Annotated in this window: 24 protein-coding genes; 17 read left to right on the top strand and 7 right to left on the bottom strand. The window is 70.3% G+C overall.

Annotated elements, in window-relative coordinates:
- Window positions 1-1,362, bottom strand: a 1,362-nt coding sequence (locus tag MBSD_RS03470) for a DEAD/DEAH box helicase (RefSeq protein ID WP_062535095.1), incomplete at its 3' end; no start/stop codon positions are given.
- Between the two features lie 217 nt (window positions 1,363-1,579).
- Between MBSD_RS03470 and trxA the strand changes: the two genes are divergently transcribed.
- The 5 genes from trxA to MBSD_RS03445 all read left to right on the top strand — a co-directional run bounded on the left by trxA (window position 1,580) and on the right by MBSD_RS03445 (window position 5,685).
- Complete coding sequence (trxA, locus tag MBSD_RS03465; RefSeq protein WP_425478091.1) at window positions 1,580-1,897, top strand: thioredoxin; 318 nt, start codon at window positions 1,580-1,582, stop codon at window positions 1,895-1,897.
- Entirely contained in the window at window positions 1,894-3,564 is a 1,671-nt protein-coding gene (gene rho / locus MBSD_RS03460; RefSeq protein ID WP_082306453.1) for a transcription termination factor Rho, read from the top strand. The genes trxA and rho overlap by 4 nt, the downstream gene beginning before the upstream one ends.
- A 152-nt stretch (window positions 3,565-3,716) precedes the next feature.
- Complete coding sequence (locus MBSD_RS03455; protein WP_062535100.1) at window positions 3,717-4,388, top strand: response regulator; 672 nt, start codon at window positions 3,717-3,719, stop codon at window positions 4,386-4,388.
- Window positions 4,389-4,480: 92 nt separating this feature from the next.
- A complete protein-coding gene (locus MBSD_RS03450) occupies window positions 4,481-5,038 on the top strand; it encodes a hypothetical protein (RefSeq protein ID WP_237071736.1) in 558 nt (185 codons plus the stop codon).
- A gap of 68 nt (window positions 5,039-5,106) precedes the next feature.
- The gene (locus MBSD_RS03445) at window positions 5,107-5,685 is read left to right on the top strand and encodes an LOG family protein (protein WP_062535091.1); all 579 of its coding nucleotides are present in this window, start codon (window positions 5,107-5,109) and stop codon (window positions 5,683-5,685) included.
- 32 nt (window positions 5,686-5,717) lie between these two features.
- Here MBSD_RS03445 and MBSD_RS03440 read toward each other — a convergent pair whose 3' ends face one another.
- Window positions 5,718-6,113 (bottom strand): TfoX/Sxy family protein, encoded by a 396-nt coding sequence (locus MBSD_RS03440; RefSeq protein ID WP_062535089.1) that lies wholly within the window; start codon window positions 6,111-6,113, stop codon window positions 5,718-5,720.
- Between the two features lie 19 nt (window positions 6,114-6,132).
- Window positions 6,133-6,621 carry a GAF domain-containing protein gene (locus tag MBSD_RS03435; RefSeq protein WP_062535087.1) on the bottom strand — a complete coding sequence of 163 codons (489 nt, stop codon included), beginning with the start codon at window positions 6,619-6,621 and terminating at the stop codon, window positions 6,133-6,135.
- 184 nt (window positions 6,622-6,805) lie between these two features.
- Here MBSD_RS03435 and bioD point away from each other — a divergent pair, with 184 nt between their 5' ends.
- The 6 genes from bioD (at window position 6,806) to MBSD_RS03405 (ending at window position 15,173) form a co-directional block, all read left to right on the top strand.
- Window positions 6,806-7,507, top strand: coding sequence for a dethiobiotin synthase (gene bioD, locus MBSD_RS03430; protein WP_062535085.1), 702 nt, complete (start codon window positions 6,806-6,808; stop codon window positions 7,505-7,507).
- A 55-nt stretch (window positions 7,508-7,562) separates the two neighbouring features.
- Window positions 7,563-7,907: a hypothetical protein gene (locus tag MBSD_RS03425; RefSeq protein WP_062535083.1), complete on the top strand. Its 345-nt coding sequence runs from the start codon at window positions 7,563-7,565 to the stop codon at window positions 7,905-7,907.
- 14 nt (window positions 7,908-7,921) lie between these two features.
- A complete protein-coding gene (locus MBSD_RS03420) occupies window positions 7,922-8,725 on the top strand; it encodes a class I SAM-dependent methyltransferase (RefSeq protein ID WP_062535081.1) in 804 nt (267 codons plus the stop codon).
- 108 nt (window positions 8,726-8,833) lie between these two features.
- Window positions 8,834-10,957: a peptidyl-dipeptidase Dcp gene (gene dcp, locus MBSD_RS03415; RefSeq protein WP_062535079.1), complete on the top strand. Its 2,124-nt coding sequence runs from the start codon at window positions 8,834-8,836 to the stop codon at window positions 10,955-10,957.
- 120 nt (window positions 10,958-11,077) lie between these two features.
- The gene (locus MBSD_RS03410; RefSeq protein ID WP_062535077.1) at window positions 11,078-14,314 is read left to right on the top strand and encodes a type ISP restriction/modification enzyme; all 3,237 of its coding nucleotides are present in this window, start codon (window positions 11,078-11,080) and stop codon (window positions 14,312-14,314) included.
- 13 nt (window positions 14,315-14,327) lie between these two features.
- Window positions 14,328-15,173 (top strand): DUF3800 domain-containing protein, encoded by an 846-nt coding sequence (locus MBSD_RS03405; protein ID WP_062535075.1) that lies wholly within the window; start codon window positions 14,328-14,330, stop codon window positions 15,171-15,173.
- A 130-nt stretch (window positions 15,174-15,303) separates the two neighbouring features.
- On the opposite strand, the gene MBSD_RS03400 is transcribed toward MBSD_RS03405, so the two are convergent.
- The gene (locus MBSD_RS03400) at window positions 15,304-16,668 is read right to left on the bottom strand and encodes a glutamate--cysteine ligase (protein ID WP_062535073.1); all 1,365 of its coding nucleotides are present in this window, start codon (window positions 16,666-16,668) and stop codon (window positions 15,304-15,306) included.
- Between the two features lie 117 nt (window positions 16,669-16,785).
- Complete coding sequence (gene yihA, locus MBSD_RS03395) at window positions 16,786-17,394, bottom strand: ribosome biogenesis GTP-binding protein YihA/YsxC (protein WP_062535071.1); 609 nt, start codon at window positions 17,392-17,394, stop codon at window positions 16,786-16,788.
- Between the two features lie 141 nt (window positions 17,395-17,535).
- On the opposite strand from yihA, the gene MBSD_RS03390 reads away from it, so the two are divergent.
- The 5 genes from MBSD_RS03390 (at window position 17,536) to MBSD_RS03370 (ending at window position 21,239) form a co-directional block, all read left to right on the top strand.
- Complete coding sequence (locus MBSD_RS03390) at window positions 17,536-18,261, top strand: c-type cytochrome (RefSeq protein ID WP_062535069.1); 726 nt, start codon at window positions 17,536-17,538, stop codon at window positions 18,259-18,261.
- A 73-nt stretch (window positions 18,262-18,334) separates the two neighbouring features.
- Window positions 18,335-19,006: a thiol:disulfide interchange protein DsbA/DsbL gene (locus tag MBSD_RS03385; RefSeq protein WP_062535067.1), complete on the top strand. Its 672-nt coding sequence runs from the start codon at window positions 18,335-18,337 to the stop codon at window positions 19,004-19,006.
- Window positions 19,007-19,025: 19 nt separating this feature from the next.
- Entirely contained in the window at window positions 19,026-19,709 is a 684-nt protein-coding gene (locus MBSD_RS03380) for a thiol:disulfide interchange protein DsbA/DsbL (protein ID WP_082306450.1), read from the top strand.
- 46 nt (window positions 19,710-19,755) lie between these two features.
- Window positions 19,756-20,541 (top strand): endonuclease/exonuclease/phosphatase family protein, encoded by a 786-nt coding sequence (locus MBSD_RS03375; protein ID WP_062535063.1) that lies wholly within the window; start codon window positions 19,756-19,758, stop codon window positions 20,539-20,541.
- Window positions 20,542-20,639: 98 nt separating this feature from the next.
- Window positions 20,640-21,239, top strand: a complete 600-nt coding sequence (locus MBSD_RS03370; protein ID WP_062535060.1) for a hypothetical protein — start codon at window positions 20,640-20,642, stop codon at window positions 21,237-21,239.
- A 77-nt stretch (window positions 21,240-21,316) separates the two neighbouring features.
- Here the strand turns inward: MBSD_RS03370 and MBSD_RS03365 are convergent, their stop codons facing one another.
- Window positions 21,317-24,196 (bottom strand): TonB-dependent receptor plug domain-containing protein, encoded by a 2,880-nt coding sequence (locus MBSD_RS03365; RefSeq protein WP_062535059.1) that lies wholly within the window; start codon window positions 24,194-24,196, stop codon window positions 21,317-21,319.
- Window positions 24,197-24,401: 205 nt separating this feature from the next.
- Between MBSD_RS03365 and MBSD_RS03360 the strand changes: the two genes are divergently transcribed.
- Complete coding sequence (locus MBSD_RS03360; protein WP_082306452.1) at window positions 24,402-24,839, top strand: hypothetical protein; 438 nt, start codon at window positions 24,402-24,404, stop codon at window positions 24,837-24,839.
- Here the strand turns inward: MBSD_RS03360 and MBSD_RS03355 are convergent.
- Window positions 24,824-26,512: a glycoside hydrolase family 17 protein gene (locus tag MBSD_RS03355; RefSeq protein ID WP_062535055.1), complete on the bottom strand. Its 1,689-nt coding sequence runs from the start codon at window positions 26,510-26,512 to the stop codon at window positions 24,824-24,826. The genes MBSD_RS03360 and MBSD_RS03355 overlap by 16 nt on opposite strands.
- Window positions 26,513-26,529: the final 17 nt, after the last annotated feature.

Below are 26,529 nucleotides of genomic sequence, written 5' to 3'. Positions count from 1 at the left end.
GACCTCGGCCGCTGCGGCCGGTGCCGGCGCGGCCGCAGCCTCGCCGGCACCGCCGCGTCCGCCGCGACGCCGGCGGCGCTTGCGCGGCGCCGCCGGCGCGCCTGCTTCCATGGGCGCGGCGACGGCGGCGTCGGCGCCGCCTTCCTCGTCCTCGTCCGGCAGCGGCTCGTAGCGGCCGCGCGGCTTCGGCATCGCCAGCAGATCGGGAGAGACGACCTCGACCGGGATCTTCTGGCCGATGTAGGCCTCGATGTCGGGCAGGCCCATCGCGTACAGGTCGCAGGCGAAGCTGATCGCGTCGCCTTCGGCGCCGAGGCGCGCGGTGCGGCCGATGCGGTGCACGTAGTCTTCCGGATCCTGCGGCAGGTCGTAGTTGAAGACGTGGCTGACGTCGGGGATGTGCAGGCCGCGCGCGGCGACGTCGGTAGCGACGATCATGTCGATCTGGCCGCCCTGGAAGCGCTCCAGCAGCTTCTGCCGCTTCTTCTGCGGCACGTCGCCGGACAGCGCGCCGACGCGGAAGCCGTGCCGCTGCAGGCGCTCGGTGACGCGCTCGGCGGCGGCCTTGGTGTTGACGAACACGATGCTGCGGTGCGGATCGTTGCGCTCGAGCAGGTTGAGCAGCAGCGGGATCTTCTCTTCCTTGGCCGGGAAGTACACCACCTGGCGCACGCGGTCGGCGGTGACGTTCTCGGTCTCCACCACCAGCTTCTCCGGGTTGTGCATGTGCTCGTAGGCGAGCTCCAGCACGCGGTAGCTCAGCGTCGCCGAGAACAGCAGCACCTGGCGCTGCTCGCGCGCCGGCAGGCGGCGGAAGATGAAGCGCACGTCCTTGATGAAGCCGAGATCGAACATGCGGTCGGCCTCGTCGATCACCATCACCTCGACGCCGTTCAGACCGAACACGTGTTGCTTGTAGTAGTCGAGCAGCCGGCCCGGGGTGGCGATGATGACGTCGCAGCCGTCCTTGAGCAGCTGGCGTTGTTTGTCGTAGTCGACGCCCCCATAGATCAGGGCGAAGCGCAGGCCGGTATGGCGGCCGATGGCGCGCGCGTCCTTCTCGATCTGGATCGCCAGTTCGCGGGTCGGCGCGATCACCAGCGCGCGCGGGTCGCTGTCGCGGCGCTCCGGTGCGGCCGGGCGCGTCAGCAGGCGGTTCATCAGCGCGACCAGGAAGGCGCAGGTCTTGCCGGTGCCGGTCTGCGCCTGGCCGGCGACGTCGCGCCCGGTCAGCGCCACCGGCAGGGTCAGCGCCTGGATCGGCGTGCAGCGGGTGAAGCCGCAGTCGGCGAGGCCTTGCTGCAGCAGCGGGTGCAGTTCGAATTGTTCGAAGAAGGTATCGGTGAGTACGGTCTGGGACATGGGAAGGATGACGATGCGGCGGGATAAGGCCGCTGGTGGCGCCCTTGAATCGCGCCCTGAGTTGCGCTGGAATGGTCGGGTGCCGCAACGGCAACCCCCCGCTTTCCAGTCTGGCCCGCTCCTTGCGGGCAGTCGAGTTTAGCCGATGCCGGGCGTGTCGGCTCCATGGCGGCCCTGGCGCCGCCTCCCCGCATAACGGAGATTCCCGGTGAGCGAGATGATCACCCACGTCAGCGACAGCGACTTCGACGCCCAGGTGTTGAAGTCGGAAACCCCCGTCCTGGTCGATTTCTGGGCCACTTGGTGCGGCCCGTGCAAGGCCATCGCGCCGGTGCTCGAGGACATCGCCAGGGATTACCAGGGCCGCCTCAAGGTGGTGAAGCTGGACATCGACCAGAACCAGAAGACGGCGATCGCCTACAGCGTGCGCTCGATCCCCACCCTGATGGTGTTCAAGGGCGGCAAGGTGGAGGCGCAGCAGCTCGGCGCCGTGCCGAAGGGCCAGATCGCCCAGATGCTCGACCGCGTCGTCTGAATCGCGCCGCGCGCCGCGCTGGACGCCGCGCGGCGCGCGATGCTAGGCTGAACCCGTCCGCCGGCGCGCATCGCCCGCGCCCGCCCGCCTCGAAACCTTCCCCCTCCCGATTTCCACTCCAACGGCGCCCGCGAGGTCCGTCCGTGTCCGATATCGAAAGCAAAGACAACGCCGAAGCTCCGCGTCCGCTCGACGCGCCCGTCGAAGCCCGCAAACCCGACGCCGGCGAGGGCAACGACGCCCCGCGCGAGGGCGGCGAGGCGCAGCCGCAACAGCCGCGCCGCGAGCGCGAGGGCCGCAACCGCCGCCGCGGCCGCCACGACCGCGGCCCGCGCCCGCAGCAGCCGCAGATGCCGAACGGCAACGGCGAGGAGGAAGGCGACGGCGGCGATCCCAACCGCCTGATCAACCTCACCGAGCTCAAGCGCAAGAACGCCATCGAGCTGCTCGATCTCGCTGAGTCGCTGGGCATCCAGGAAGGCGTGGCGCGCGCGCGCAAGCAGGACGTGATCTTCAACATCCTGAAGGCGCACGCCCGCACCGGCGGCGGCATCTGGGGCGAGGGCGTGCTGGAGATCCTGCAGGACGGCTTCGGCTTCCTGCGCTCGGCCGACGAGTCCTACCTGGCCGGCCCCGACGACATCTACGTCTCGCCGTCGCAGATCCGCCGCTTCAACCTGCGCACCGGCGACTACATCACCGGCCGCGTGCGCCCGCCCAAGGACGGCGAGCGCTACTTCGCGATGCTCAAGGTCGACGACATCAACGGCGAACCGCCGGAGGCGTCGAAGAACAAGATCCTGTTCGAGAACCTCACCCCGCTGTTCCCGCGCAAGGCGTTCCGCCTCGAGCGCGGCAACGGCTCCAGCGAGGACATCACCGGCCGCATCCTCGACATGATCGCGCCGGTCGGCAAGGGCCAGCGCGGCCTGATCGTCTCGCCGCCCAAAGCCGGCAAGACGATGATGCTGCAGAACGTCGCCCAGGCGATCGTGCACAACCACCCGGAAGCGCACCTGATCATCCTGCTGATCGACGAGCGCCCGGAGGAAGTGACGGAAATGCAGCGCAGCGTGCGCGCCGAGGTGGTCAGCTCCACCTTCGACGAGCCCGCGGTGCGCCACGTGCAGGTCGCCGAGATGGTGATCGAGCGCGCCAAGCGTCTGGTCGAGCACAAGCGCGACGTGGTGATCCTGCTCGATTCGATCACCCGCCTCGCCCGCGCCTACAACACCGTGGTGCCGTCCTCCGGCAAGGTGCTGACCGGCGGCGTCGACGCCAACGCGCTGCAGCGCCCGAAGCGCTTCTTCGGCGCCGCGCGCAACGTCGAGGAGGGCGGCTCGCTGACCATCCTCGCCACCGCGCTGATCGATACCGGCTCGAAGATGGACGAGGTGATCTACGAGGAATTCAAGGGCACCGGCAACATGGAGGTGCACCTGAACCGCCGCATCACCGAGAAGCGCGTCTACCCGGCGATCGACATCAACCGCTCCGGCACGCGCCGCGAGGAGCTGCTGATCGAGCCGGACATGCTGCAGAAGGTGTGGATCCTGCGCAAGCTGCTGCACCCGATGGACGAGCTGGCGGCGATGGAGTTCATGCTCGACAAGATGAAGAACACCAAGACCAACGAGGAGTTCTTCAACTCGATGAAACGCGGCTGAGCGCGCGCGATGCCTTAGGGCATCGCACCGCCGCCTCGCCCCTGCCCCGGAAAAGCCGGCCAGCGCCGGCTTTTTCGTCGCCGCCCGCCGCGAAAGCCCGCCGAAACCCGCCCCGCCTAGCCTGCATGCGGGTTCCGGACGGCGTCGCGGGCATGCGCATCCTGGTGGTCGAGGACGATGTGGCGGTGGCCGACGCGATGCGTCGCGGCCTCTCCGCCGAAGGCTACGCGGTGGACCGCGTGGAGTCGGCCGAGCACGCCTACGCCGCGCTGGCGGACGAACACTTCGACCTCGCCATCGTCGACCTCGGCCTGCCCGGCGAGGACGGCTTCGCCCTGCTGCGCCGGGTGCGCCGCAGCGGCGCCACGCTGCCGCTGCTGGTGGTCACCGCGCGCGACGGCCTGACCGACCGCGTCAACGCGCTCGACCTCGGCGCCGACGACTACCTGGTCAAGCCGTTCGCCCTGCCCGAGCTCGCCGCGCGCTGCCGCGCGCTGATCCGCCGCGCCGCCGCCGCCACCACCGCGCAACTCGCCATCGGCCCGCTGCAGCTCGACCTCGGCGGGCGCCGCGCGCGCGTGCACGGCGTGCCGCTGGAGCTGACCCAGCGCGAGTGGTCGGTGCTGGAATGCCTCGCCCTGCACACCGGCCGCGTGGTCAGCAAGGAGCGCCTGATCCAGGCCATCACCAGCTGGGACGAAGACACCACCGTCAACGCCATCGAAGTGCACATGTCTCGCCTGCGCGCCAAGCTGGGCGACGCGGTCAGCATCCGCACCGTGCGCGGCCTGGGCTACTGCCTGCTCGAGGCGCGCGAGGCCTGAAACCGCGCACAATTTGATGCACCCCCTGTTGTTTCGCGGCCGAATGCCGATATAAGGAATGCAAGGCCGCGTTCCGGCTTGGGAGGGCAGCCATGACCGCCATCCTGCACGACCACACCCCCACCGCCCTGTGGCAGGGGCTGGTGCACGAAGCGCAGGCGCGCGCCGACGCGCGCCTGGACGAGGAGCTGGAAAGCTACCTCGTATTCGTGCTGATGCGGCACCTCGGCGACGCCGACCTGAACGCGCGCGCGCTGGCGCTGGACTACCTCGACGCGCTCGGCCGCCGCGGCGCGCTGCGCGAGCAGGCGCTGCGCGAAACCGGCGACCGCTGCCTGCTGATCGCCGGCCTCTACCCCGAGCAGGCCGCGCGTCGCCGCGTCAGCCTGACCTACTTCCTCGAACTCGGCAGCGCCGCCTATGCCGCCGAGGCGGAACAGCCGCGCAGCGCGATGGCGGCGCTGTACCGCCATCTCGCCGAGGCGTTCGCGCGGCTGGTGCGCGCGCTGGTCGAGCTGCGCCGCCTGTCCGGCGAGTGGAAGGGCCTGGACGCGCTGGCCGCGCACGCGCTCGGCCGCGCCGACCCCGCCCGCGCCGCGCGCGACTTCCCCAACGCGCTGCTGCTGGACGCACCCCGCGGCCTGCAGTGACGCCACCTGCGGCGGTGGAGGCGGCGCCGCCTCGCGCCTTACACTCGGGCTTTCGCGAGGAAGCCCCGATGCGCATCTGCGTCTACTGCGCCTCCAGCCAGCACGCCCACGCCGAGTACCGCGCCAGCGCCTACCGGCTGGGCGAACTGCTGGCCGAAGCCGGCTGCACGGTGGTCTACGGCGGCGGCTCCGCCGGTTCGATGGGCGCGGTCGCCGACGGCGCGCTGGCGCGCGGCGGCGAAGTGATCGGCATCCTGCCGCGCTTCATGGCCGACCTCGAATGGGGCCACCCGGGGCTGACCCGCCTCGAGCTGGTCGAGGACATGCGCGAACGCAAGCACAAGCTGCTGGCCGGTTCCGACGCGGTGATCGCCCTGCCCGGCGGCTGCGGCACGCTGGAGGAACTGTTCGAGGCGATCACGCTGAAGCGCCTCGGCCTGTACTTCAACCCGATCGTGCTGCTGAACACGCGCGGTTTCTACGCGCCGCTGGACGCGTTCCTGCGCACGGCGATCGACGAGCGCTTCATGAACCCCGAACACGCCGGCATGTGGCAATTGGTCGAGCACGTCGAGGACGTGCTGCCGACGATCCGCGCCACGCCGCGCTGGCACGACAACGCGCGCGAGTTCGCGGTGGTGCGGTAGGGCGCGGGAGACGGGAAGCGGCCGCGGGCACGTCACTCGTCGATGGCGGCGGCGGCGTCGTCCGCATCGGCGGCGGGCTCGGCGCCGGCATCGGCGTCCTCCGCCTTCGCCTCGCCGTCGGGCGCACGCTCCGCCGACGCCGCCGGCCGCCCGCGCGCGCGCGCCGGCAGCAGCGCCTCGGCGGCGTCCACCGCCAGCAGCAGCTCGCCGCGGCGCTCCGCCGGCAGCTCCGCCCAGTGGCAGCCGGCCAGCGCGCCTTCCAGCGCGTACAGCAGGTTGAGGCTGGCGCGGAAGCCGGCGCGCTTGACCCGCAGGTAGGTCTCCACCGCGCCCAGGCGCTCGAGGTCGGCCTGCGTGTGCACACCGACCTGGCGCAGCCAGGCCGCCGACTTCGGCCCGATGTTGCGGATCTTGCCCGGCGCGTTCACGACGCGACCCGGCGCGCGCTCAGCCCAGCGACGCCATGAACGCGGCGCACAGCGCCTCCATGCCGGCGCGGTCATCGTCGTCGAAGCGCGCCGGCCTGGGGCTGTCCACGTCCCACACGCCCAGCAGGCTGCCGTCCGCCCGGACCAGCGGCACCACGATCTCCGAGCGCGAGGCGGCGTCGCAGGCGATGTGGCCGGGAAAGGCGTGCACGTCGGGCACCACCTGCGTCGCGCGCGTCGCCGCGGCGGTGCCGCACACGCCCTTGCCGAGCGCGATGCGCACGCACGCCGGCTTGCCCTGGAACGGGCCGACCACCAGTTCGCGGCCGTCGAAGAAGTAGAAGCCGCACCAGTTGAGGTCCGGCAGCACGTCGTAGACCAGGGCGCCGAAGTTGGCGGCGTTGGCGATCAGGTCGCGTTCGCCGTGCAGCAGGCCGCGCACCTGCTGCAGCAGCTCGGCGTACAGCTCGGGTTTGCTGGCGGCGTGGATCGGGGCGGCGGTGAACATCGGCGCACCTGCGGCAGGGGAGGAGGGACGGCCATTGTAAGCCCGCGGGCGCGGGCGCTGGCATACTGACCGGCCGGCGAGGGTTCCGCATGCACGACGCCATCACGTACGCCTCCAACGACCCGCGCCGCCGCGACGCGCCGCCGCGTCGCACCGCGGCCGACGCGCGCACGGGCGACGCCCCATGACGGCGCGCGGCGTGTTCATCGCCGGCACCGACACCGGCATCGGCAAAACCTACGCGAGCTGCGCGCTGCTGCACGCGCTGCGCGGCGCCGGCGTGGACGCGGTCGGCATGAAGCCGGTGGCGAGCGGCTGCGAGGCGACGCCGCAGGGCCTGCGCAACGCCGACGCGCTGGCGCTGCAGGCGGCCAGCGCGCCGCCGATGCCGTCCTACGCGCTGGTCAATCCGGTCGCGCTGGCCGAGGCGGTGTCGCCGCATCTCGCCGCGCGCGCGGCCGGCGTCGAGGTCACGCTGCCGCCGCTGCGCGCCGCGTACGCGGCGCTGGCGGCCGGCCGCGAGCGGGTGGTGGTCGAAGGCGTCGGCGGCTGGCTGGCGCCGCTGTCCGACACGCTGCCCGCCTCGGCGCTGGCGAGCGGGCTCGGCCTGCCGGTGATCCTGGTGGTCGGCCTGCGCCTCGGCTGCCTCAATCACGCCCAGCTCAGCGCGCGGGCGATCGCCGCGGACGGCTGCCGGCTGCTCGGCTGGATCGGCAACGTGGTCGATCCGACGATGGCGCGCCTGGACGACAACCTCGACACCCTGCGCCGCCTGCTGCCCGCGCCCTGCCTCGGCGTGCTGGACTTCGCCCCGGACCGCGAACCCGCCGCGCAGGCATTAGCGCTGGCGCGCGCCGTCGCCGCGCTGCGCGCGGCCGCGGCCTGACGTCCGCCGGCCGCCGCGGCTGCGGCATAATCGCGGCAACCCGGAGGCGATCCGCATGCGGCAGCGCTACTACCTCGGCATCGACGACCTCGCCCGCGCGCGCGGCGAGGATCCCGCCTTCGCCTTCGCCGGCAAGAGCCCGGAGGCGTTCGCCGCCGCCCTGCAACAGGCGCTGCGCGAGCCCTCGCTGTTCCATCGCTGGCGGGCGGCGCAGCCGGATCCCGACGCGGTGGACGACGCGCTGGGCGCGTGCGACCCCGGCGCGACGGTGAACGCGCAGCAGGCCGACCTGCGCACCGACGTCGAGATCGTCACCTCGCTGCCCCATGCGGTGCTGAAGCACCGCCTCGCCCTGCTCGTCGGCCGGCACTGGACGCTGCGCGACGTGCGCGCCGCCTGAATCCTCCCGCGCCCATGCCCGCCTGCAAGCTGTGCGCCGCGGAAACGGCGCCGTTCGGCGAACAGCTCGTCCTCGGCCGCCATCGCGCCGCCTATCGCCGCTGCACGGCGTGCGGCTACGTGTTCGTCGAGAACCCGCACTGGCTGGACGAGGCCTACGCCAGCAGCGCGATCGCCGCCCTGGACACCGGCATCGTCCATCGCAACCTGTGGCTGGCCGACACCGTGGCGGCGCTGCTGGCGCTGCGCTTCCGCGGCGTCGGCCGCTGCCTCGACTACGGCGGCGGCGGCGGCCTGTTCGTGCGCCTGCTGCGCGACCGCGGCTACGACTTCCGCTGGCAGGACCGTCACTGCCCCAACCTGTTCGCGCGCGGTTTCGAGGCGGGCGACGACGAACGCTTCGACCTGATCACCTGCTTCGAGGTCGTCGAGCACCTGGTCGATCCGCTCGTCACGTTCGACGCGCTGGCGGCGCGCGCGCCGACCTTGGTGTTCGCCACCGAACTGCTGCCGGCGACGGCAAACCGTCCCGGCGAATGGCACTACTACGCGCCGCAGACCGGCCAGCACGTCGGCTTCTTCACCCGCGCCAGTCTGGAAGGCGTGGCGCGCCGGCTCGGCCGCCACCTCGCCAGCGACGGCCGCCGGCTGCACGTGATCGCCACGCGCCCGATCGGCGACCGCCTGCTGCGCCTGCTGGCGCGCAAGCGCTGGGCGCGCCGTCTGGCGCGACGCTTCGACCGCCGCCCGCCGCTGACCTGGAGCGACGCGGCGCTGCTCGAGCAGCGCCTGCTGACGCCGCGGCGTCCCGCGCCCTGACGCGGGGCGCGCTGGCCGGAATGGCCTATGGCCGCCGCGCGCGCAGCCGCTAAGATGCGGGCGTTTGCCCTACGGCGGCCCGCCCGCCCCTCGCACAGGAAACGCGTGATGCCCTCGATCCGTCTTCTCGCCGCGGCCTGCGCCGTCGCGCTCGGCGCCGCGGTCGCCGCCGCCGATGCCGCGCCGGCCACCAACCCGTTCCTCAGCAAGAGCACGCTGCCGTTCCAGGCGCCGCCGTTCGACCGCATCAAGGACGCCGACTACCAGCCCGCGCTGGAAGAAGGCATGAAGCGGCACCTCGCCGAGATCGAGAAGATCGCCGACAACCCGGCGCCGGCCAGCTTCGACAACACCATCCTGGCGATGGAACGTTCCGGCGTGCTGCTGACGCGCGTCGCCAAGGTGTTCTTCGCGATCACCCAGGCCAACACCGACGACACGCTGCAGAAGGTCGAGGAAGAGGAGGCGCCGAAGCTCGCCGCGCACCAGGACGGGATCTACCTCAACCCGAAACTGTTCGCGCGCGTGCAGGCGATCTACGACCGCCGCGACCGCCTGCAGCCGGACCAGAAGTTCCTGGTCGAGCGCTACTACCGCGACTTCGTGCACGCCGGCGCCAGGCTGTCGGACGCCGACAAGCAGAAGCTGCGCGCGCTGAACCAGGAGGAGTCGAAGCTCAGCACCGAGTTCCAGAACAAGCTGCTGGCCGCCACCAAGGCCGGCGGCCTGGTGATCGGCGACAAGGCCGAGCTGGCCGGTCTCGCCGACGGCGAGATCGCCGCCGCCGCCGAAGCGGCCAAGGCGCGCGGCCTCCAGGGCAAGTGGGTGCTGCCGCTGCAGAACACCACGCAGCAGCCGGCGCAGGCCGAGCTGAGCGACCGCGCGGTGCGCGAGCGCCTGTTCAAGGCCTCCACCGAGCGCACCGAGCACGGCGACGCCAACGACACCCGCGCGACGATCCAGCGCCTCGCCCAGCTGCGCGCCGAGAAGGCGAAGCTGCTCGGCTTCCCCACCTACGCCGCCTACGCGCTCGAGAACCAGATGGCGAAGACGCCGGCGCGCGCCGAGAAGCTGATGACCGACATGGTGCCGGCGGTGATGGCCAAGGCGCAGGGCGAGGCCGACAGGATGCAGGCCCTGATCGACCAGCAGAAGGGCGGCTTTGAGCTGGCGCCGTGGGACTGGCAGTACTACGCCGAGCAGGTGCGCAAGGCCGAGTACGATCTCGACGAGTCGCAGGTCAAGCCGTACTTCGAGCTCGACCGCGTGCTGAAGGACGGCGTGTTCTACGCCGCCAACAAGCTGTACGGCCTGACCTTCAAGGAGCGTCACGACATCCCGGTGTACCAGCCGGACGTGCGCGTGTTCGAGGTGTTCGACAAGGACGGCAAGCCGCTGGCGCTGTTCTACGCCGACTATTTCAAGCGCGACAACAAGTCGGGCGGCGCATGGATGGACAGCTTCGTCGACCAGTCCCGGCTGTTCGGCACCAAGCCGGTGGTGTTCAACGTCTGCAACTTCACCAAGCCGGCGCCGGGCCAGCCGGCGCTGCTCAGCTTCGACGACGTCACCACCATGTTCCACGAGTTCGGCCATGCCCTGCACGGCATGTTCTCGGACGTGAAATACCCGACCCTGGCCGGCACCAACGTGCCGCGCGACTTCGTCGAGTTCCCCTCGCAGTTCAACGAGCACTGGGCGACCGAGCCGAGCGTGCTGGCGCACTACGCCAGGCACTACCGGACCGGCGCGCCGATGCCGCAGGAACTGCTCGAGAAGGTGAAGAAGTCGCGCAAGTTCAACCAGGGCTTCGCCACCCTCGAATACCTCGAGGCGGCGCTGCTCGACATGGCCTGGCACACGCTGCCGGCGGACGCGCCGAAGCAGGACGTCGACGCGTTCGAAGCCGACGCGCTGAAGCGCTTCGGCGTGGCCATGCCGGATGTGCCGCCGCGCTACCGCTCCAGCTACTTCGCGCACATCTGGGGCGGCGGCTACGCGGCCGGCTACTACGCCTACCTGTGGAGCGAGGTGCTCGACCACGATGCCTACTACTGGTTCCGCGAGCACGGCGGCATGACCCGCGAGAACGGCCAGCGCTTCCGCGACATGGTGCTCTCGCGCGGCAGCACCGAGGACATGGCGACGATGTACCGCGCCTTCCGCGGCCGCGACCCGAGCGTCGAGCCGCTGCTGGAGCAGCGCGGCCTCAAACCCGAGGACACCAAGTGAGCTTCCCCGCCAGGCCCGCGCAACGCGGGCCTGGCGCTTTTCGGGGTCATCGAACCTGTCTTTCCAGCGCGGCTGCGCTATCGTTCGGGCTTACGCATATCGCTGGGGGAACACGCCACCATGCCGGTCCAGGCGAGCAACGTGCTCAAGGAATATCTGCGCACCGTCGAGTCCGCCCTTAAGCAGGGCAACGCCACCGAACACACCCACCGCCCGGCGCTGGAAGCGCTGCTCGAAGCACTCGGCGGCCAGGGCGTGGACGCGATCAACGAGCCACGCCAGATCGACTGTGGCGCGCCCGACTTCATCGTCGTCCGCGGCACGGTGCCACTCGGCTACGTCGAGGCCAAGGACGTCGGCAGCGATCTCGGCCGCGTCGAGCGCTCCGAGCAGCTCGACCGCTATCGTGAATCGCTAGCCAACCTCGTCCTCACCGACTACCTCGAATTCCGCTGGTATCTCGACGGCGAGCTGCGCCTGAGCGCCACTCTGCCGCGACCTGGCCGCGACGGTCGCATCCGTTGGAACGACGACGCCTCGCAGGTGGCGCAGCTGTTGACGCAGTTCCTGCAGGCCGACATCCCACTCAAGGCCACGCCGAAGGATCTCGCCACGCGCATGGCCGGACTGGCGCGCCTGATTCGTGACTTGATCGAGAGGACCTTCGGCAACGAAAACGAAACCGGCGAGCTGCACGCCCAGTTCGAGGCGTTCCGCAAAGTGTTGATCGACTCGCTCACGCCCTCACAGTTCGCCGACATGTACGCGCAGACGCTGTGCTACGGGCTGTTTGCCGCCCGCTGCAACACCCCTGCGCAGGGCTTCACGCGACAGATCGCTACCAACGCGCTGCCCAGGACCAACCCGTTTCTGCGCAAGCTGTTCAACACCATCGCCGGCCCCGAGCTCGACCCGCGCATCGCCTGGGCGGTCGACCAGCTCGCCGACCTGCTCGCGCGCGCGGACATGACCGCGATCCTCGAGGACTTCGGCCAGCGCACCCGGCGCGAGGATCCGGTGGTGCATTTCTACGAGACGTTCCTCGCCGCCTACGACCCGAAGCTGCGCGAGACGCGCGGCGTCTACTACACGCCTGAACCGGTAGTCGGCTACATCGTGCGCAGCGTGGACGCGTTGCTGCGCAGCGAGTTCGGCCTCACGGACGGACTGGCCCATGCCGGCAAGGTCAAGCTGACGCGGCGGGTGGAAGCCCCGCAAAGTCGCGGCACCGCCAGGCCATCGCGCGCGGCTCCGGCCACGGAGACCGTCGAAACCCACCGCCTGCAGATCCTCGACCCCGCCACTGGCACCGGCACGTTCCTTTACGCGGTGATCCAGAAGATTCGTGAGCAATTCGAAGGCAACGCCGGCGCTTGGCCGGGCTACGTGGCGGAGCATTTGCTGCCGCGCCTGTTCGGCTTCGAGCTGCTGATGGCGCCCTACGCGGTCGCGCACATGAAGCTTGGCCTGGAACTGGAGCAGTCCGGCTACGACTTCGCCTCCGACCAGCGCCTCGGAGTGTTCCTCACCAACTCGCTGGAGGAGGCGCACGAGCTGACCGGCCTGCCGCTGTTCACGCAATGGCTGGCCGAGGAATCGCACGCCGCCTCGCGCATCAAGCGCGACGCGCCGGTGATGGTGGTACTGGGCAACCCGCCATACTCGGGGCATTCGGCCAACACCGGTGCCTGGATTGCCGGGCTGCTGCGCGGTCATGACAGCATGACCGGCGAGGAGACGGCAAATTATTTCGAAGTAGACGGCGGGCCGCTTGGCGAGCGCAATCCGAAATGGCTGAACGATGATTACGTGAAGTTTATCCGCTTCGCCCAGTGGCGCATCGAGCAGACCGGTCACGGCATCCTCGCGTTCGTCACCAACCACGGGTATCTGGACAATCCGACGTTCCGCGGCATGCGCGAAAGCCTGCTGCGCGCCTTCGACGCGATCTACGTCCTCGACCTGCACGGCAACAGCAAGAAGAAGGAGACGGCGCCGGACGGCAGCAAGGACGAGAACGTCTTCGACATCCAGCAGGGCGTCGCCATCGGCATCTTCGTGCGCCGGCAGAGCCGCGAGCGCAGCAACGACCATCGGGCCCGCGTCTTTCATGCCGACCTGTATGGGGCTCGCGAATTCAAGTACGCGGCGCTGCAATCCGACTCGGCGGAGCACACCGAGTGGCGCGAGCTGTCGCCCTCGTCGCCCAGCTACTACTTCGTGCCTCAAGATGGCGCGCTGCGGGAGGAGTACGAGCGCAGCTGGAAGATCACGGAAGCTATGCCGCTAAACAGCGTGGGCATCGCCACAGGACGCGACTCCCTCACCATCCACTTCTCGGAGAACGATGCCTGGCGGGCAGTCGAGGACTTTTCTGCGCTAGAAGTTGAAGAAGCGAGACAGAAGTACCGGCTTGGCAAAGACGCACGCGACTGGAAAGTCGGCCTTGCGCAAAAGGATCTGATTGACTCTGGCCCCAACCCCGGCCGATTGACCCCCATTCACTACCGCCCATTCGACGTGCGGTTCACCTACTACACCGGGCGCTCACGTGGCTATCACTGCATGCCGCGCCCAGCCGTAATGGGGCAATTCTTTCATCGCGAGAACATCGGCCTGATCACTTCTCGAATGACAAAGGGCGAGTCGTTTGCCCACGCGCAGATCACCCGCGAGATCACGGAAGTGATCTGCATGTCGCCGAAGACATCCAACAACGGCTTCGTCTTCCCCCTTTGGCTCTATCCCCGCGAATCCACCGACCTGCTGGACACCGCACCACGCGAGAAGACCGCGAACCTGGCACCCGGATTCGTCGCCGCGCTGGCCGAGGCCGTCGGCCATGCGCCCAGCCCCGAGGACGCGCTGGCGTACATCTACGCCGTGCTGTACGCGCCGGGCTACCGCACGCGTTACGCCGACTTCCTCAAGCGCGATTTCCCGCGCGTGCCGCTCACCCGCAACCGCGCGCTGTTCGAGCGGCTGGTCGCCATCGGCCACGAGCTCATCGCGCTGCACACGATGCAGACCACGCTGCCGCGCATCACGCGGTACGACGTCGCCGGCAGCAACGAGGTGGCCAAGGTGCGCTGGGCGCCGGACGCGGCGGGCGACAAGGGCCGCGTCTACATCAACGACGCGCAGTACTTCGACGGCGTGCCGCAGCGCGTATGGGACACGTACATCGGCGGCTATCGCGTCGCCGAGAAATGGCTGAAGGACCGCAAGGGCCGTCAGCTCACCTACGACGACCTCACCCACTACCAAGCGGTGATCGCCGCGCTCGCGCGCACGCTCGAACTGCAGGCCGACATCGATTGTGCCGTCGACGACGCCGGCGGCTGGCCGCTGCATTGACGGGAAGCCACGGATGGCGCGCGAACTGGTCCTCTACTGCGACGAATCGGACATTTCAGGGCGGCATTTCGCCAACTTCTACGGCGGGCTGCTGGTCGAGTCGAGGCATCTGGCGGAAGTCGAAGAGCGCATCCTCGCGCGTCGCGAGGCCTTGCGTCTTCGCGACGAGGTGAAGTGGCAGAAGATCTCGGAAACCTACGCGCCGAAGTATGCCGAGTTGATGGACGCGGTCTTCGACCTCGCCGAGGAAGGCAAGCTCAAGCTGCGGGTGATGTTCACCCAGAACTACTTCTCGGCAACCGGTCTGTCGTCCGAACAACGCGAGAACGCGTTCTTTCTCCTGTACTACCAGTTCGTCAAGCACGCATTCGGCTTGCGGCATGCCGGCCTTCCCGGCGCGAGGACCCGGCTACGTCTGCTCTTCGATCAGCTTCCCGACACCCAAGATAAGCGGGAAGCGTTCAAAGGCTACATCGCGGGATTGAATCGCTGGCACGGATTCCAGCAGGCCGGGATCGTGCTGCCGCCCGACGCCATCGGCGAGGTCGACTCGAAGCAGCACGCGTTGCTGCAATGCATCGACGTCGTGCTGGGCGCGATGCAGTTCCGTTTGAACGACAAGCACAAAGAAAAGCCGCCAGGCGCCCGCCGGCGCGGCAAGCGGACGATCGCCAAAGAACGCGTCTACAAGCACATTCTGGCGCGTGTGCGCCGCATCTATCCGGGATTCAACATCGGTATCAGCACCAGTATGCGCGGCGATTACGCCAACCGGTGGCACGACCCCTACCGCCACTGGCTGTTCGTCTCCAGCAATTCGCAGGTGCGCCCCGAATTCGGCAAGCACAAAAAGAAATGACCCCGCGTGCGCTAGCCGGTTTCCCGGGACCATCCCAAGTGGCACTTGGGCGTTCGCGCAGCACGGGGTCTGGATAGAAAACTACCACAATCCCCGTGACCGTGCGTGAAGACCCCGGCTACCGGGCTGCTCAGTAGGCGAACTCGCGGAACACCGGATCGACGCTGCCGTTCCAGCGGCCGTGGTACAGCTCGAGCTTGCGCTCGGCGGGCGTCTGGTCGGCCTCGGCGTATTCGATCAGCGGCTCGATGAAGTGGCTCTCGTCGGCGCCGCCGGGGCTCAGGCGGGCGCGGCGTTTCAGGCCGTGCGCGGCGATCTTCAGCGCTTCCTGCGCGAGGTCGCGCACGCTGCCGCCGCGGAACGGCAGCTTCAGCGCGTGCTTCGGCACGCCGTCGCGCAGCGCGTGGCGCTCGGCCGGCGTGAAGTCCTTGGCCAGATCCCAGGCCGCGTCCAGCGCGGTGGCGTCGTACAGCAGGCCGACCCAGAACGCCGGCAGCGCGCACAGGCGGTTCCACGGGCCGCCGTCGGCGCCGCGCATCTCGAGGTAGCGCTTCAGGCGCACCTCGGGGAAGGCGGTGGTCATGTGGTCGGACCAGTCGCGCAGCGTCGGCAGCGTGCCGGGCAGCGCGTCGAGCTTGCCGGCGAGGAAGTCGCGGAACGAGCGGCCGGCGAGGTCGACGTAGCGGCCGTCGCGGTAGCTGAAGTACATCGGCACGTCGAGCAGGTAGTCGACGTAGCGTTCGAAACCGAAGCCGTCCTCGAACACGAAGTCGAGCATGCCGGTGCGGTCGGGATCGGTGTCGGTCCAGACGTGCGAGCGGTAGGACAGGTAGCCGTTGGGCTTGCCGTCGGTGAACGGCGAGTCGGCGAACAGCGCGGTGACGACCGGCTGCAGCGCCAGGCCGACGCGGAACTTCTTCACCATGTCGGCCTCGTCGGCGAAGTCGAGGTTGACCTGCACCGTGCAGGTGCGCGTCATCATGTCGAGGCCGAGGTTGCCGCGCGTCGGCATGTAGCGGCGCATGATCGCGTAGCGGCCTTTCGGCATCCACGGCATCTCCTCGCGCTTCCACTTCGGCTGGAAGCCCATGCCGAGGAAGCCGACGCCGAGTTCGTCGGCGACCGTCTTCACTTCGTGCAGATGGCTGCCGACCTCGCAGCAGGTGTCGTGGATGGTTTCCAGCGGCGCGCCGGAGAGTTCCAGCTGGCCGGCGGGCTCCAGCGTCACCGAGGCGCCGCCGCGGGTCAGCGCGATCAAATGGCCGTTCTCCTCGACGCGCGCCCAGCCGAAGCGGGTCAGCCCTTCCAGCAGCGCGCGGATGCCGCGCGGGCCCTCGTAGTCCAGCGGGCGCAGGTCGTCGAAGCGGAAGCCGAACTTCTCGTGCTCGGTGCCGATGCACCATTCCGCCGCCGGCTTGCCGCCCTCGGCCAGGTACTCGACCAACTGGCGCCGATCGTGGATCGGCGTGGTGCTCACGGCGCTGGGACTGGACACGAGGACGATCCTTCGAGGAGGGCGGCGCCGAGATGGGGGCGGCGCGGCCGTTTGAAAGGGGACCACGCCCGGCTCGCAGGTCTTTCGCCCCCGCGCGGTGACGCGACCGCCGGCATGTCACCGCCGCGGCGTCTCCAGCAGGCGCATCACCGCCGCGCGCGCCGCCTCCACGCCGGTGGCGTCGTGGGCCGAGAACACCTGCGCGCTGGCGGGCCAGCCTTCGTCGGCGATCGCCCGTTCCAGCGCGCGCAGCGCGGCCTGCGCCTGCGCGCGCGACAGCTTGTCGGCCTTGGTCAGCAGGCAGTGGCAGGCCAGGCCGACGTCGGCGCAGAACGCCAGCATCTGCCGGTCGAAGTCCTTCAGCGGATGGCGGATGTCGACGATCAGCACCAGCCCGCGCAGCGCGCGGCGCTGCCGCAGGTAGGCATCGATCGCCTGCCGCCAGTGCTCGCGCAGCGCCTGCGGCACCTTGGCGTAGCCGTAGCCCGGCAGGTCGACCAGCCGGCGCTCCGGGCCGAGCTCGAACACCACCATCTGCTGCGTGCGGCCGGGCGTCTTCGAGGTGCGCGCCAGCGCGCGCTGTCCAGTCAGTGCGTTCAATGCGCTCGACTTGCCCGCATTGGAACGTCCGGCGAAGGCGACCTCGGCGCCGGCATCCGGCGGCAGCTGCTCGGGGCTGTGCGCGGCGAGCGCGAAGCGCGCGCCCTGCAGGGGGTTCGATGGCATGGGGACGCTCTGCTGGATGGACGCGGGCCACGGCCGCTCGGGCGGTTTGACCGTCTCGGGAGCGACGAGGATAATTCCACGGTTTCTGCCCGCGCCTGCGGGAATCCTCAGGATACGAGCGCGTTTTCGGGAGAGAAGTGTATGAGTTTTCGGCGTACCGTTGCCTTCGCCGCCACGCTGGCCTTCGGCGCGGCCGCTGCCGCCCAGGGCACGGCGCCCGCGCCGGCCGCCACCGCCGCGGCGCCCGCCGCAGCCGAAACCGCCGCCGCGCCGGTGAAGCCGGGCGACGCCGCCGCCGGCCAGGGCAAGGCCGCCGTCTGCGGCGCCTGCCACGGCCTGGACGGCAACTCCGCCGACGCGCAGTACCCGAAGCTGGCCGGCCAGAACGAGCAATACATCGTCCGCCAGCTCAACAACTTCAAGAGCAGCGCGCGCCAGAACCCGATCATGCTCGGCATGGCGAGCCCGCTGTCCGAGCAGGACATGCACGACCTCGGCGCCTACTTCGCCAGCAAGAGTCCGCTGCCGGGCGTGGCCGACGACAAGCTGGTCAAGGCCGGCGAGAAGCTGTACCGCCAGGGCGACGCCGCGCGCGGCATCCCGGCGTGCATGGCCTGCCACGGCCCCGACGGCCGCGGCAACCCGGGCGCCGCCTATCCGCAGCTGGCCGGTCAGTGGGCCGACTACGTGCAGCGCACGCTGAAGGCCTGGCACGACGGCACCGCCTGGGGCAGCGACGATCACGCGCAGATCATGCCGACGATCGCCAAGCGCCTGACCGACGCCGACATCGCCGCCGTGTCCACCTACGTCGAGGGTCTGCACGCGGCCGAGGGCGCGGCGCCCGCGACCGCCGCCGCCCGATGATCCGCGCCGCGGGCGGCTGTGGTTCAGCCGCCGCGCGGCAGAGTCGCCGCCGTCCGTCGTACGGAGATTCGCGATGCTGAAGCGTGTACTGCTGCTGATCGCCCTGCTCGCCTGCGCCACCGCCGCGGCCGCGCAGACGCCGAACTGGACCGAGGGCAAGAACTACTTCCGCATCGAACCGGCGCAGCCGACCAGCACGCCGGGCAAGGTCGAGGTGGTGGAGGTGTTCTCCTACGCCTGCCCGGCCTGCTACCGCTTCAAGTCGGTCGTCGACAAGCTGGCCGCCAGCCTGCCGGCCAACGCGCAGATGGTCTACGTGCCGGCCGGCTTCCGCCCGGACGAGGACTGGCCGGTGTTCCAGCGCGCCTTCTACGCCGCGCAGGCGCTCGGCGTCGTCGACAAGACCCACGACGCGATGTACGACGCCGTGTGGAAGGACCGCAGCCTGGCCACCTTCGACCCGGCGACCAACCGCCCGCTGAAGCCGGGCCTGGACGAGATCGCCAAGTTCTACGCCAAGTACGGCGTCAAGCCGGAAGACTTCGTCGCCACCGCCAATTCGTTCGCGGTCAACGCCAAGGTCAAGCGCGCCGACGCGCTGATCAAGGCCTACGGCGTCGAGGGCACGCCGACGATCGTCGTCAACGGCAAGTGGCGGCTGGACGTCAACAGCGCCGGCGGCTACAACCAGGTGATCGACCTGGTGCGCTGGCTGGTGACGCGCGAGAGCGGCGCGCAGCCCTGAGCTGCGGCGGAGGCCGTCCATGATGAAGCGTCTCCCCCTGCTGCTCGCCAGCCTGCTGCTGACCACCGCCTGCAGCGCGGGCAGCGACGCCACCGCGCCCGCCGCCGCGGCGGCGCCGTGGGTGGAAGGCACGCACTACTTCCGCATCGATCCGGCGCAGCCGCTCGGCCGCGACGGCAAGGTCGAGGTGGTGGAGGTGTTCTCCTACGCCTGTCCGCACTGCGCACATTTCGCGCCGTACGTCGACCGCCTGGTCGCCGGCCTGCCGAAGGGCGTCGAGTTCCGCATGATCCCGGCGACGTTCTCGCCGATGTGGGAGCCGTATGCGCGGGCGTTCTACGCCGCGGACGCGCTCGGCCTCGCGCAGGCCAGCCACGACGCCGTGTTCCAGGCCATCTGGCAGGCGCAGAGCATTCCGCCGCAGGGCGCCACGCTGGACAACTTCGCCAGCTTCTACGCCGGCCGCTACATGGTCGCGCCGCAGCGCTTCCTCGAGATCGCGCAGTCCGCGCAGACCGACGCGCGGCTGATCGCCGACGTCAAGCGCGAGCAGGCCTGGGGCATCGACGGCACGCCGAGCATCGTGGTCGACGGCAAATACCGCGCCGACGCCGGCAGCGCCGGCGGCAGCTTCGACAAGCTGGTCGAGCTGACGCAGTGGTTGGTGCAGCGCGAACTGGACAGCAAAAAACGCGGCAACTGAGCTTCCCGGCCTTGTCCGCGGGCCTGACCGCCTCTACCCTGAGCGCATGAATTCCGCCCGTACCGGCCGCCGCGCGGCGACGTCGCTGCGCGTGCTCAGCTGCAACATCCTGGCCGGAGCCAGCGTGCGCCGCTACAGCCACTACGTCACGCGCAGCTGGACGCAGGTGCTGCCGGGCCGCGACAAGCAGGCCAACCTGAACCGCCTGGCCAACGTGATCGCCGGCTTCGACGTGGTCGGCCTGCAGGAGGCCGACGCCGGCAGCCTGCGCTCCGGCTTCCTCAACCAGACGCGCTACCTGGCCGAGACCGCCGGCATGCCGTACTGGAGCCACCAGCCGAACCGGCCGATGGCGCGCATCGCGCATTCCGCCAACGGCCTGATCAGCCGGCTGCAGCCGACCGAGGTCTACGACCACCCCCTGCCCGGCCGCATCCCCGGTCGCGGCGCCCTGCTGGCGCGCTTCGGCCAGGGCCGCGAGGCGCTGACGGTGGTGATCGCCCACCTCTCGCTGGGACCGCAGACGCGCGCGCGCCAGCTCGGCTTCATCGCCGAACTGCTGGACGGCTGTCCGCATGCGCTGCTGATGGGCGACCTCAACTGCGACCCGGACAGCGCCGAGATGCGCCAGTTGTTCCGCCGCACCAGTCTGGAGCCGCCACAGGAGATCCCGCCCACCTTCCCGAGCTGGCGGCCGCGGCGCGCGATCGACCACATCCTGGTGTCGAAGCCGCTGCGCGTCGAGCGGCTGTGGACCCTGCCCGACGCCTTCTCCGACCACCTGCCGCTGGCCGCCGAGGTGCGCGTGCCGGCCTCGCTGTCGCCCGGCTGAACGCCGCGCGGGCCGCACGGTCAACGCCTTCTCTCCCGCGGCGTTCCCGGGCAGGCGAACCCCGCATGCCGCGGGCTCGTCTACCAGGGAGGCAAGTCATGAAGCGCATCACCCGCATCGCCGGCCGATTCGGCCTCGCCGCCGCCGGCTTCGGCGTCCTGTTCGCCGCGCAGGCCCAGAGCGTCGACAACGTGACGCAGCGCAACGTCGATCAGCAGCAACGCATCGAGCAGGGCCTGCAGTCCGGCCAGCTCACCACCCGCGAAGCCGCCAAGCTCGAGCAGGGCGAGGCGCACATCGACCGCATCGAGCAGCGCGACCTGCGCGACGGCACGCTCAGCGCCCAGGACCAGGCGCAGATCCGGCACGCGCAGAACCGCGAAAGCGCGGCGATCTACAGCCAGAAGCACGACGCGCAGACCGGCAATCCCGACTCGCGTTCCTCGCAACGCATGCAGGCCGACGTGCAGCGCAACATCGACCAGCAGCAGCGCATCCGCAACGGCGTCGCCAGCGGCTCCCTGACCAACCGCGAGGCGGCGCACCTCGAGGGCCGCGAAGCGCACGTCGACCACCTCGAGGCGCGCGCCGGCGCCGACGGCCGCGTCGGCGCCCGCGAGCAGGCGCGCATCCAGCGCACCGACAACCGCGACAGCCGCCGCATCTACCGGCAGAAGCACGACCGCCAGCACCGCTGAGCCGGCGCCGGCAACGGCAAAAAAAGAGGGCCGCCCGCGGGCGGCCCTCGCGTTTCACGCCATCGTCGGCGCCGGCCTCAGAACTTCAGGCTGGCCTCGACGTAGCTGAAGCGGCCGTACAGGTCGTAGGTCGACGCGTCGTAGCCGTTCAGCGAGCAGGACACGCAGATCGGCGGGTTCTTGCCCCACAGATTGTTGATGCCCGCGGCGACGGTCAGGTCGAAGTTGACCGGCACCTTCCAGCTGGCGCGGATGTCGTGGTAGGTGACCGCGCCCAGGCGGTGCGTGCCGTCCGGACGGTTCGGCGCCACCTCGTTCGGGGAGGTGCAGATCGGGAAGCCGGCCGCGCCCGCGCAGTCCTCCTTGAGCGGGCTGATGTAGCGCAGCTTGTAGTCCACCGTCCACGGCCCCTGCGCCCAGCCGAGGCCGAGCACCGAGGTCAGGCGCGGAATGGCGCTGTCGGTCACCTCGATGCCGACCGTGCGCGGCTCGAGATCGCCGGCCTCGTTCTTCGCCTCGTACTTCTCGACGTAGGTGCTCTGCCAGTTGGCGGTCAACTGGCCGAAGCTCCACTGCGGGCTCTTCCACACCGCGCCGAAGTCCCAGCCGCTGGTGTCGATGCGGCCGAGGTTCTGCAGGGTGTTGTTGAAGCCGTCGATGTTGCCGGTGGCGTTGCGGTGGATGCCCTGGCAGAACGCCGAGTTGGGATCGCCGCTGGCGACGCAGCGGTTCAACTGGGTCTGCGCGTCGGGCGCCTGGATGGCGTTCTTCAGGTTGATGCGGTAGTAGCCCAGGGTGATGTCGAGCCGCTGCGACCAGCCGGAATCGGCCGCCCAGCCCGGGCTGTACACCGCGCCCGCGGTGAAGCTCTTCGAGGTCTCCGGTTGCAGGTTGCGGTTGCCGCCGGTGCGCACCGAGATCTGCGGATTCGGCTGCGAGTAGCTGGCCGGCACGCCCAGCGCGGCGCAGTTGGCCGCGGTGGCCGGATCGGCGATCGGCGCCGAGCACGGGTCCTGCAGGGTGGCGTCGAAGCGCGCCGGCGAGCCGAACAGCTCGCCGATGGTCGGCGCACGGAAACCTTCGGCCCAGGTGCTGCGCAGGGTCAGGTCGTCGTACACCTGCCAGCGCACGCCGAACTTGTTGTTGGTGGTGCCGCCGAAGGTGGAATAGTCGGAATAGCGCGTGGCCGCGGACAGGTCCAGCGCCTTGAAGCCCGGCATGTCCTTCAGCAGCGGCGCGTTCAGCTCGAGGTAGTACTCGTTGATCGAGTAGCTGCCCGCGGTCGGCAGCGAGGGCACGCCGTTCGACTCGCCGGCGACCACCACCGCGTCCGGCGTGTAGGAGCCGTCGTACTTGCGGTGCTCGTAGCCGGTGGCGAACGAGAACGCGCCGGCCGGCAGTTCGAACAGCTCGCCGGAGAGGTTGGCGGTCCAGCCCTTCAGCTTGTTCTCGCTGGTGTCGTGCTCGATGTACTGGATGTACTGCAGCATCGCCGGCGTGATCGTGCCCGGACCGCCGAAGATGTTCAGCGGCACGCAGCTGCCGGTGCAGTCGGCCAGCGGGCCCAGCGCGCGCTGGATGTGCGCGATGTTGTAGGTGCCGTTGACGGTCTGCGTCGCCGAGTTCTTGCTGTCGAAGAAGTTGACGTCCCAGTAGTAGTCGCGGTCGGCCAGGCCGAACGAGCCGTCGAGGCCGGTGGCGAAGTAGTAGGTGTCGACGTCCTGGCGGTACTGGCGCGGGCCGCCCTCGAGCGGACGGCGGCCGATCAGGATCAGGTTGCCGGTGGCCGGGTCCGGATCCAGCGTGAAGCCGAACGGGTTGTACGGGTTGGTGACGTCCACGCCGACCGAGTCGGCGAGGCCGCCGGTGCCGGCGCCGGGACCGAGGAAGATCGGCTCGGGCGCGGCCTGGTTCAGCGACTTGCGCGTGTTGTACAGGCCCTTCACGTACCAGGTCACGTTGTCGCTGATGTGGTAGCGCGCCTGGGCGAACACCGCGTTGCGCTCGCTCGGCGTCATCAGCAGGTTGTACGGCGCGAAGTTGAAGCGGTCGGCCGTGGTGAAGTGGTGGAAGTCGCTCGGGTAGCTGGGACCGTTCGGGAACGCGCCATTCGGCGTCACGCTGACGACGTCGCCGACGGCGGGGTCGAAGAAGATGAAACGACCGGTGGGCGTGGCCGAACTGCAGTTGGCGAGACCCGTGCCCGGCACGCACTCCGCGCCGGCCTGCGCCTTGGCGGAGGAGCTGATCGCGTTCTGCTTGACGTGGCTGAAGTCGACGAAGAACTCGTAGCGGTCGCCCTTGGCGCCGAACGAGGCGTTGCCGGAGGTGTTCTTGCCGCCCTTCAGGCTGTAGTCGCCGGCATAGAGATTGACCGCGGCGCCGTTCTGCGAGCGTTTGGTGATGATGTTGACCACGCCCGCGATCGCGTCCGAGCCGTACAGCGAGGAGGCGCCGTCCTGCAGGATCTCGATGCGGTCGATGATGCTGGCGGGAATGGTGTTCAGGTCGACCGAGGCGGATACGCCCGAACCCGAGGTCTCGTTCACCCAGCGCAGGCCGTCCACCAGGATCAGCACGCGCTTGGAACCGAGGTGACGCAGATCCAGCGTCGCCGAACCGGAGCCGACGCCGCTGCCGTCGGGCGGGAAGCCGAAGTTGCCGGCGGAGTTGAATTTGGTGTTCAGCGCCGAGCCGGACGAGCTGAGCTGCTGCAGCACGTCGCCGATGCTGGTCAGGCCGGCCTTTTCGATGTCGTCGGAATTGATGGTCAGCACCGGCACCTGGGTCGCGATGTCGGACCCCTTGATGCGCGAGCCGGTGACCTCGATCACCTCGAGCTTGGTGGCCTGCTGCTGATCCTGCGCGAAGACCGGCGTGGCGAACAACGGAAGCGCCAGCAGGCCGGCGGCATGCATGGCGAGCGTCAGCGGACTGCGGCGTAGCTTGATGTTCATGGAAAATCCCCCGGGGAGAGTTGGTCGATGGGCGCCCGACCCCTGCGCGGGCGCCACCGGAATGTAACGACTTCTTAATGGATCTGCCATAGACCGCGGTGGTACGAAAACCGCCGTGGACCGGCACCCCGCCGGCGGCACGGCGCACCGCTGCGCAGCCGCGGCGCCGCATGCCATACTGCGCGGCTCCCGCCGCCGCGCCGCCATGCCCGTCCGCCTCCTGCGCCGACTTCTGCCCTGGTTGCTGGTCGCCGCTTCGGCGGCGCTGGCGATGCTGGTGCGCTACGCGCTGATCGAGCCGGTGGCGGTCGCACACCGTTGCAACGCCGATGCCGCGGCCCGGTGGTGCGGCCTGCGCGAAGCGGCGGTCCTCGCCTTCACCCGCGGACCCGATACCTGGTGGAGCGACGCGCCCGGCGTCAGCGCGCTGGGCTGGATCGGCGCGGCCGCGTTGCTGGCGGGGGCGCTCGCGCTGCTGCGCCGGCATCCGCTCACGGCGACGCTGGCCGCCGCGCTCGGGGCGGTGGCGCTGGTGCTGTACTGCTTCCAGAGCGGCGCGCTGGCGTTGCTAGTCGGCGTGCTGGCGCTGGCGCGGTCGCAGGCACGCCCCGCCTCGACACCCGCAAATCACGCCGCGGGTTGAGGTCCGCCTGCGCCCGCGCGACGCCGCGCGATGCGGTCGGGCAGCAGCACCGCAGCGGCAAGGACCAGGCACAGCGCCGCCCATGCCCACGCATGCGCGTTGGCCCAGCCTTCCTCCGCGAGCGTCACCGCGGCGGAGGCGCCGACCCAGCCGGCCAGCAGGCGCTCCTCCAGCGCCAGTGGCCGGCGGGCGCCGATGCCGGTCAGCGCCAGCAGGGCGAAGCCGGCCACCGGCGGCGCATACAGCGGCAGCAGGAAATCGCGGTAGCGCGCATCGAAGGCCAGCAGCAAGGCGACCAGCGCGGCGCCGAACAGCCAGCCGAAGCGCGCCAGCCCCAGCCCGCGTCCCGGGCCGCCGCCGCGTTTGCGTTGCAGCGCCGTCGCGCCGCAGTCGAGCGCCAGCGCAGGGGCGCCATCGCCGAGCCAGCGCGCCAGCGCGGCCGCGATCAGCGCGCAGGTCGCCAGCGCCGCCAGCGTGCACGCCGCGGCGACGCCCCATTCGAACGCATCGCGTTCGGCCATGCCCATGTAGCGCAGTTGCGCCGCCAGCGCGGCGCCGGTGGCGTCGCCGGCCAGCAGCAGCGCGGCCACGCCGGCGCGTTCGCGCCAGCCGCGTCGCGCCAGCGCCGGCAGCGCGAACAGCAGCGCCAGCGCCGCGCCGAGCGCCGGCCCCTGCCGCCAGCGCGGCTCCTCGACCACCGGCCCCCGCAGCGGAAACTTCGGCCGGTACCGCGCATCGAACAGGCCCCAGTAGCCGCCGGCCGTGCCTTCCAGCGCGCGCTTCCATGGCTGGTCGAACGCCTCGATCAGGTTGTACGGCACGTGCGCCTGCGCCGCCCAGACGAGGAATTCGCGCACGAAGCGCGCCTCGTTGACCCGGCTCGGCACCGCGCCGGCGCGCTGGCGGCCGGCGCTCGGCCAGCCGGTTTCGCCGATCAGCACCTCGCGCCCCGGATAGGCGGCGCGCAGGCGCGCGACCACGTCGCGCACGTGCGCGACCGCGTCGCCGACCGCCACCGGCCGGTCTTCCCAGTAGGGCAGGACGTGGATGGTCAGGAACGACACCGCCGGCGCGAGGTCACGATGGAAGCCCTGGCAACGCGGGTTCGCCGGCACGCACAGCCAGAAATCGCTGACGTCGGCGTAGGTCACCGGCAGCGCGGTGGCGCGGCGCACGCGCCCGATGTAGGCCGCCAGCGCTGGCGCGGTCAGTTCGCCGCGCAGCATCACCTCGTTGCCGACGACCACCGCGCGCACCGTGTCGCGGTACTGCCGCGCCAGCGCGATGCCGGCGGCGAGCTCGCGCTCGTTCGCCGCGGCATCGCGCGCCAGCCAGATGCCCAGCAACACCTGCATGCCGTAGCGCTGGGCGATGCGCGGCACCGCGTCCATGCCGCCGCCGACGGAATAGGTGCGCACGCAGCTGAAGCGCGCCGACAGCGCGCGCAGGTCGCGGTCGATGCGCTGCGGCGTCACCACCGCGCGCGGATCGAGCGCCGACTCGCCCGGCTGATGGAACGGCGTGTACGACACGCAGGCGATGCGTCCGGCGGGCGCGTCGGGCAGCGCCACCGGCCGGCCCAGCCGCCACCAATACAGGTTGGCCGCCGCGGCGAGCAGCAGCAGGAGCAGCCACAGCAGGGGACGGCGCGCGGTAGCGGCGAGGGACGCCATGCGGATTCCGGAACGGG

It is taken from the genome of Mizugakiibacter sediminis (assembly GCF_000953855.2).
GTDB classification, from domain to species: domain Bacteria; phylum Pseudomonadota; class Gammaproteobacteria; order Xanthomonadales; family Rhodanobacteraceae; genus Mizugakiibacter; species Mizugakiibacter sediminis.
Note: the sequence above shows the minus strand (reverse complement) of the source record. Positions and strands in the feature narration are given on the sequence as shown.

Bases quoted from the DNA above. Each gene is read 5' to 3' on its own strand.
- trxA (WP_425478091.1), top strand. From the start codon at position 1,580: ATGATCACCCACGTCAGCGACAGCGACTTCGACGCCCAGGTGTTGAAG.
- MBSD_RS03455 (WP_062535100.1), top strand. From the start codon at position 3,717: ATGCGCATCCTGGTGGTCGAGGACGATGTGGCGGTGGCCGACGCGATG.
- MBSD_RS03450 (WP_237071736.1), top strand. From the start codon at position 4,481: ATGACCGCCATCCTGCACGACCACACCCCCACCGCCCTGTGGCAGGGG.
- MBSD_RS03445 (WP_062535091.1), top strand. From the start codon at position 5,107: ATGCGCATCTGCGTCTACTGCGCCTCCAGCCAGCACGCCCACGCCGAG.
- MBSD_RS03435 (WP_062535087.1), bottom strand. From the start codon at position 6,621: ATGTTCACCGCCGCCCCGATCCACGCCGCCAGCAAACCCGAGCTGTAC.
- bioD (WP_062535085.1), top strand. From the start codon at position 6,806: ATGACGGCGCGCGGCGTGTTCATCGCCGGCACCGACACCGGCATCGGC.
- MBSD_RS03425 (WP_062535083.1), top strand. From the start codon at position 7,563: ATGCGGCAGCGCTACTACCTCGGCATCGACGACCTCGCCCGCGCGCGC.
- MBSD_RS03420 (WP_062535081.1), top strand. From the start codon at position 7,922: ATGCCCGCCTGCAAGCTGTGCGCCGCGGAAACGGCGCCGTTCGGCGAA.
- dcp (WP_062535079.1), top strand. From the start codon at position 8,834: ATGCCCTCGATCCGTCTTCTCGCCGCGGCCTGCGCCGTCGCGCTCGGC.
- MBSD_RS03410 (WP_062535077.1), top strand. From the start codon at position 11,078: ATGCCGGTCCAGGCGAGCAACGTGCTCAAGGAATATCTGCGCACCGTC.
- MBSD_RS03405 (WP_062535075.1), top strand. From the start codon at position 14,328: ATGGCGCGCGAACTGGTCCTCTACTGCGACGAATCGGACATTTCAGGG.
- yihA (WP_062535071.1), bottom strand. From the start codon at position 17,394: ATGCCATCGAACCCCCTGCAGGGCGCGCGCTTCGCGCTCGCCGCGCAC.
- MBSD_RS03390 (WP_062535069.1), top strand. From the start codon at position 17,536: ATGAGTTTTCGGCGTACCGTTGCCTTCGCCGCCACGCTGGCCTTCGGC.
- MBSD_RS03385 (WP_062535067.1), top strand. From the start codon at position 18,335: ATGCTGAAGCGTGTACTGCTGCTGATCGCCCTGCTCGCCTGCGCCACC.
- MBSD_RS03380 (WP_082306450.1), top strand. From the start codon at position 19,026: ATGATGAAGCGTCTCCCCCTGCTGCTCGCCAGCCTGCTGCTGACCACC.
- MBSD_RS03375 (WP_062535063.1), top strand. From the start codon at position 19,756: ATGAATTCCGCCCGTACCGGCCGCCGCGCGGCGACGTCGCTGCGCGTG.
- MBSD_RS03370 (WP_062535060.1), top strand. From the start codon at position 20,640: ATGAAGCGCATCACCCGCATCGCCGGCCGATTCGGCCTCGCCGCCGCC.
- MBSD_RS03365 (WP_062535059.1), bottom strand. From the start codon at position 24,196: ATGAACATCAAGCTACGCCGCAGTCCGCTGACGCTCGCCATGCATGCC.
- MBSD_RS03360 (WP_082306452.1), top strand. From the start codon at position 24,402: ATGCCCGTCCGCCTCCTGCGCCGACTTCTGCCCTGGTTGCTGGTCGCC.
- MBSD_RS03355 (WP_062535055.1), bottom strand. From the start codon at position 26,512: ATGGCGTCCCTCGCCGCTACCGCGCGCCGTCCCCTGCTGTGGCTGCTC.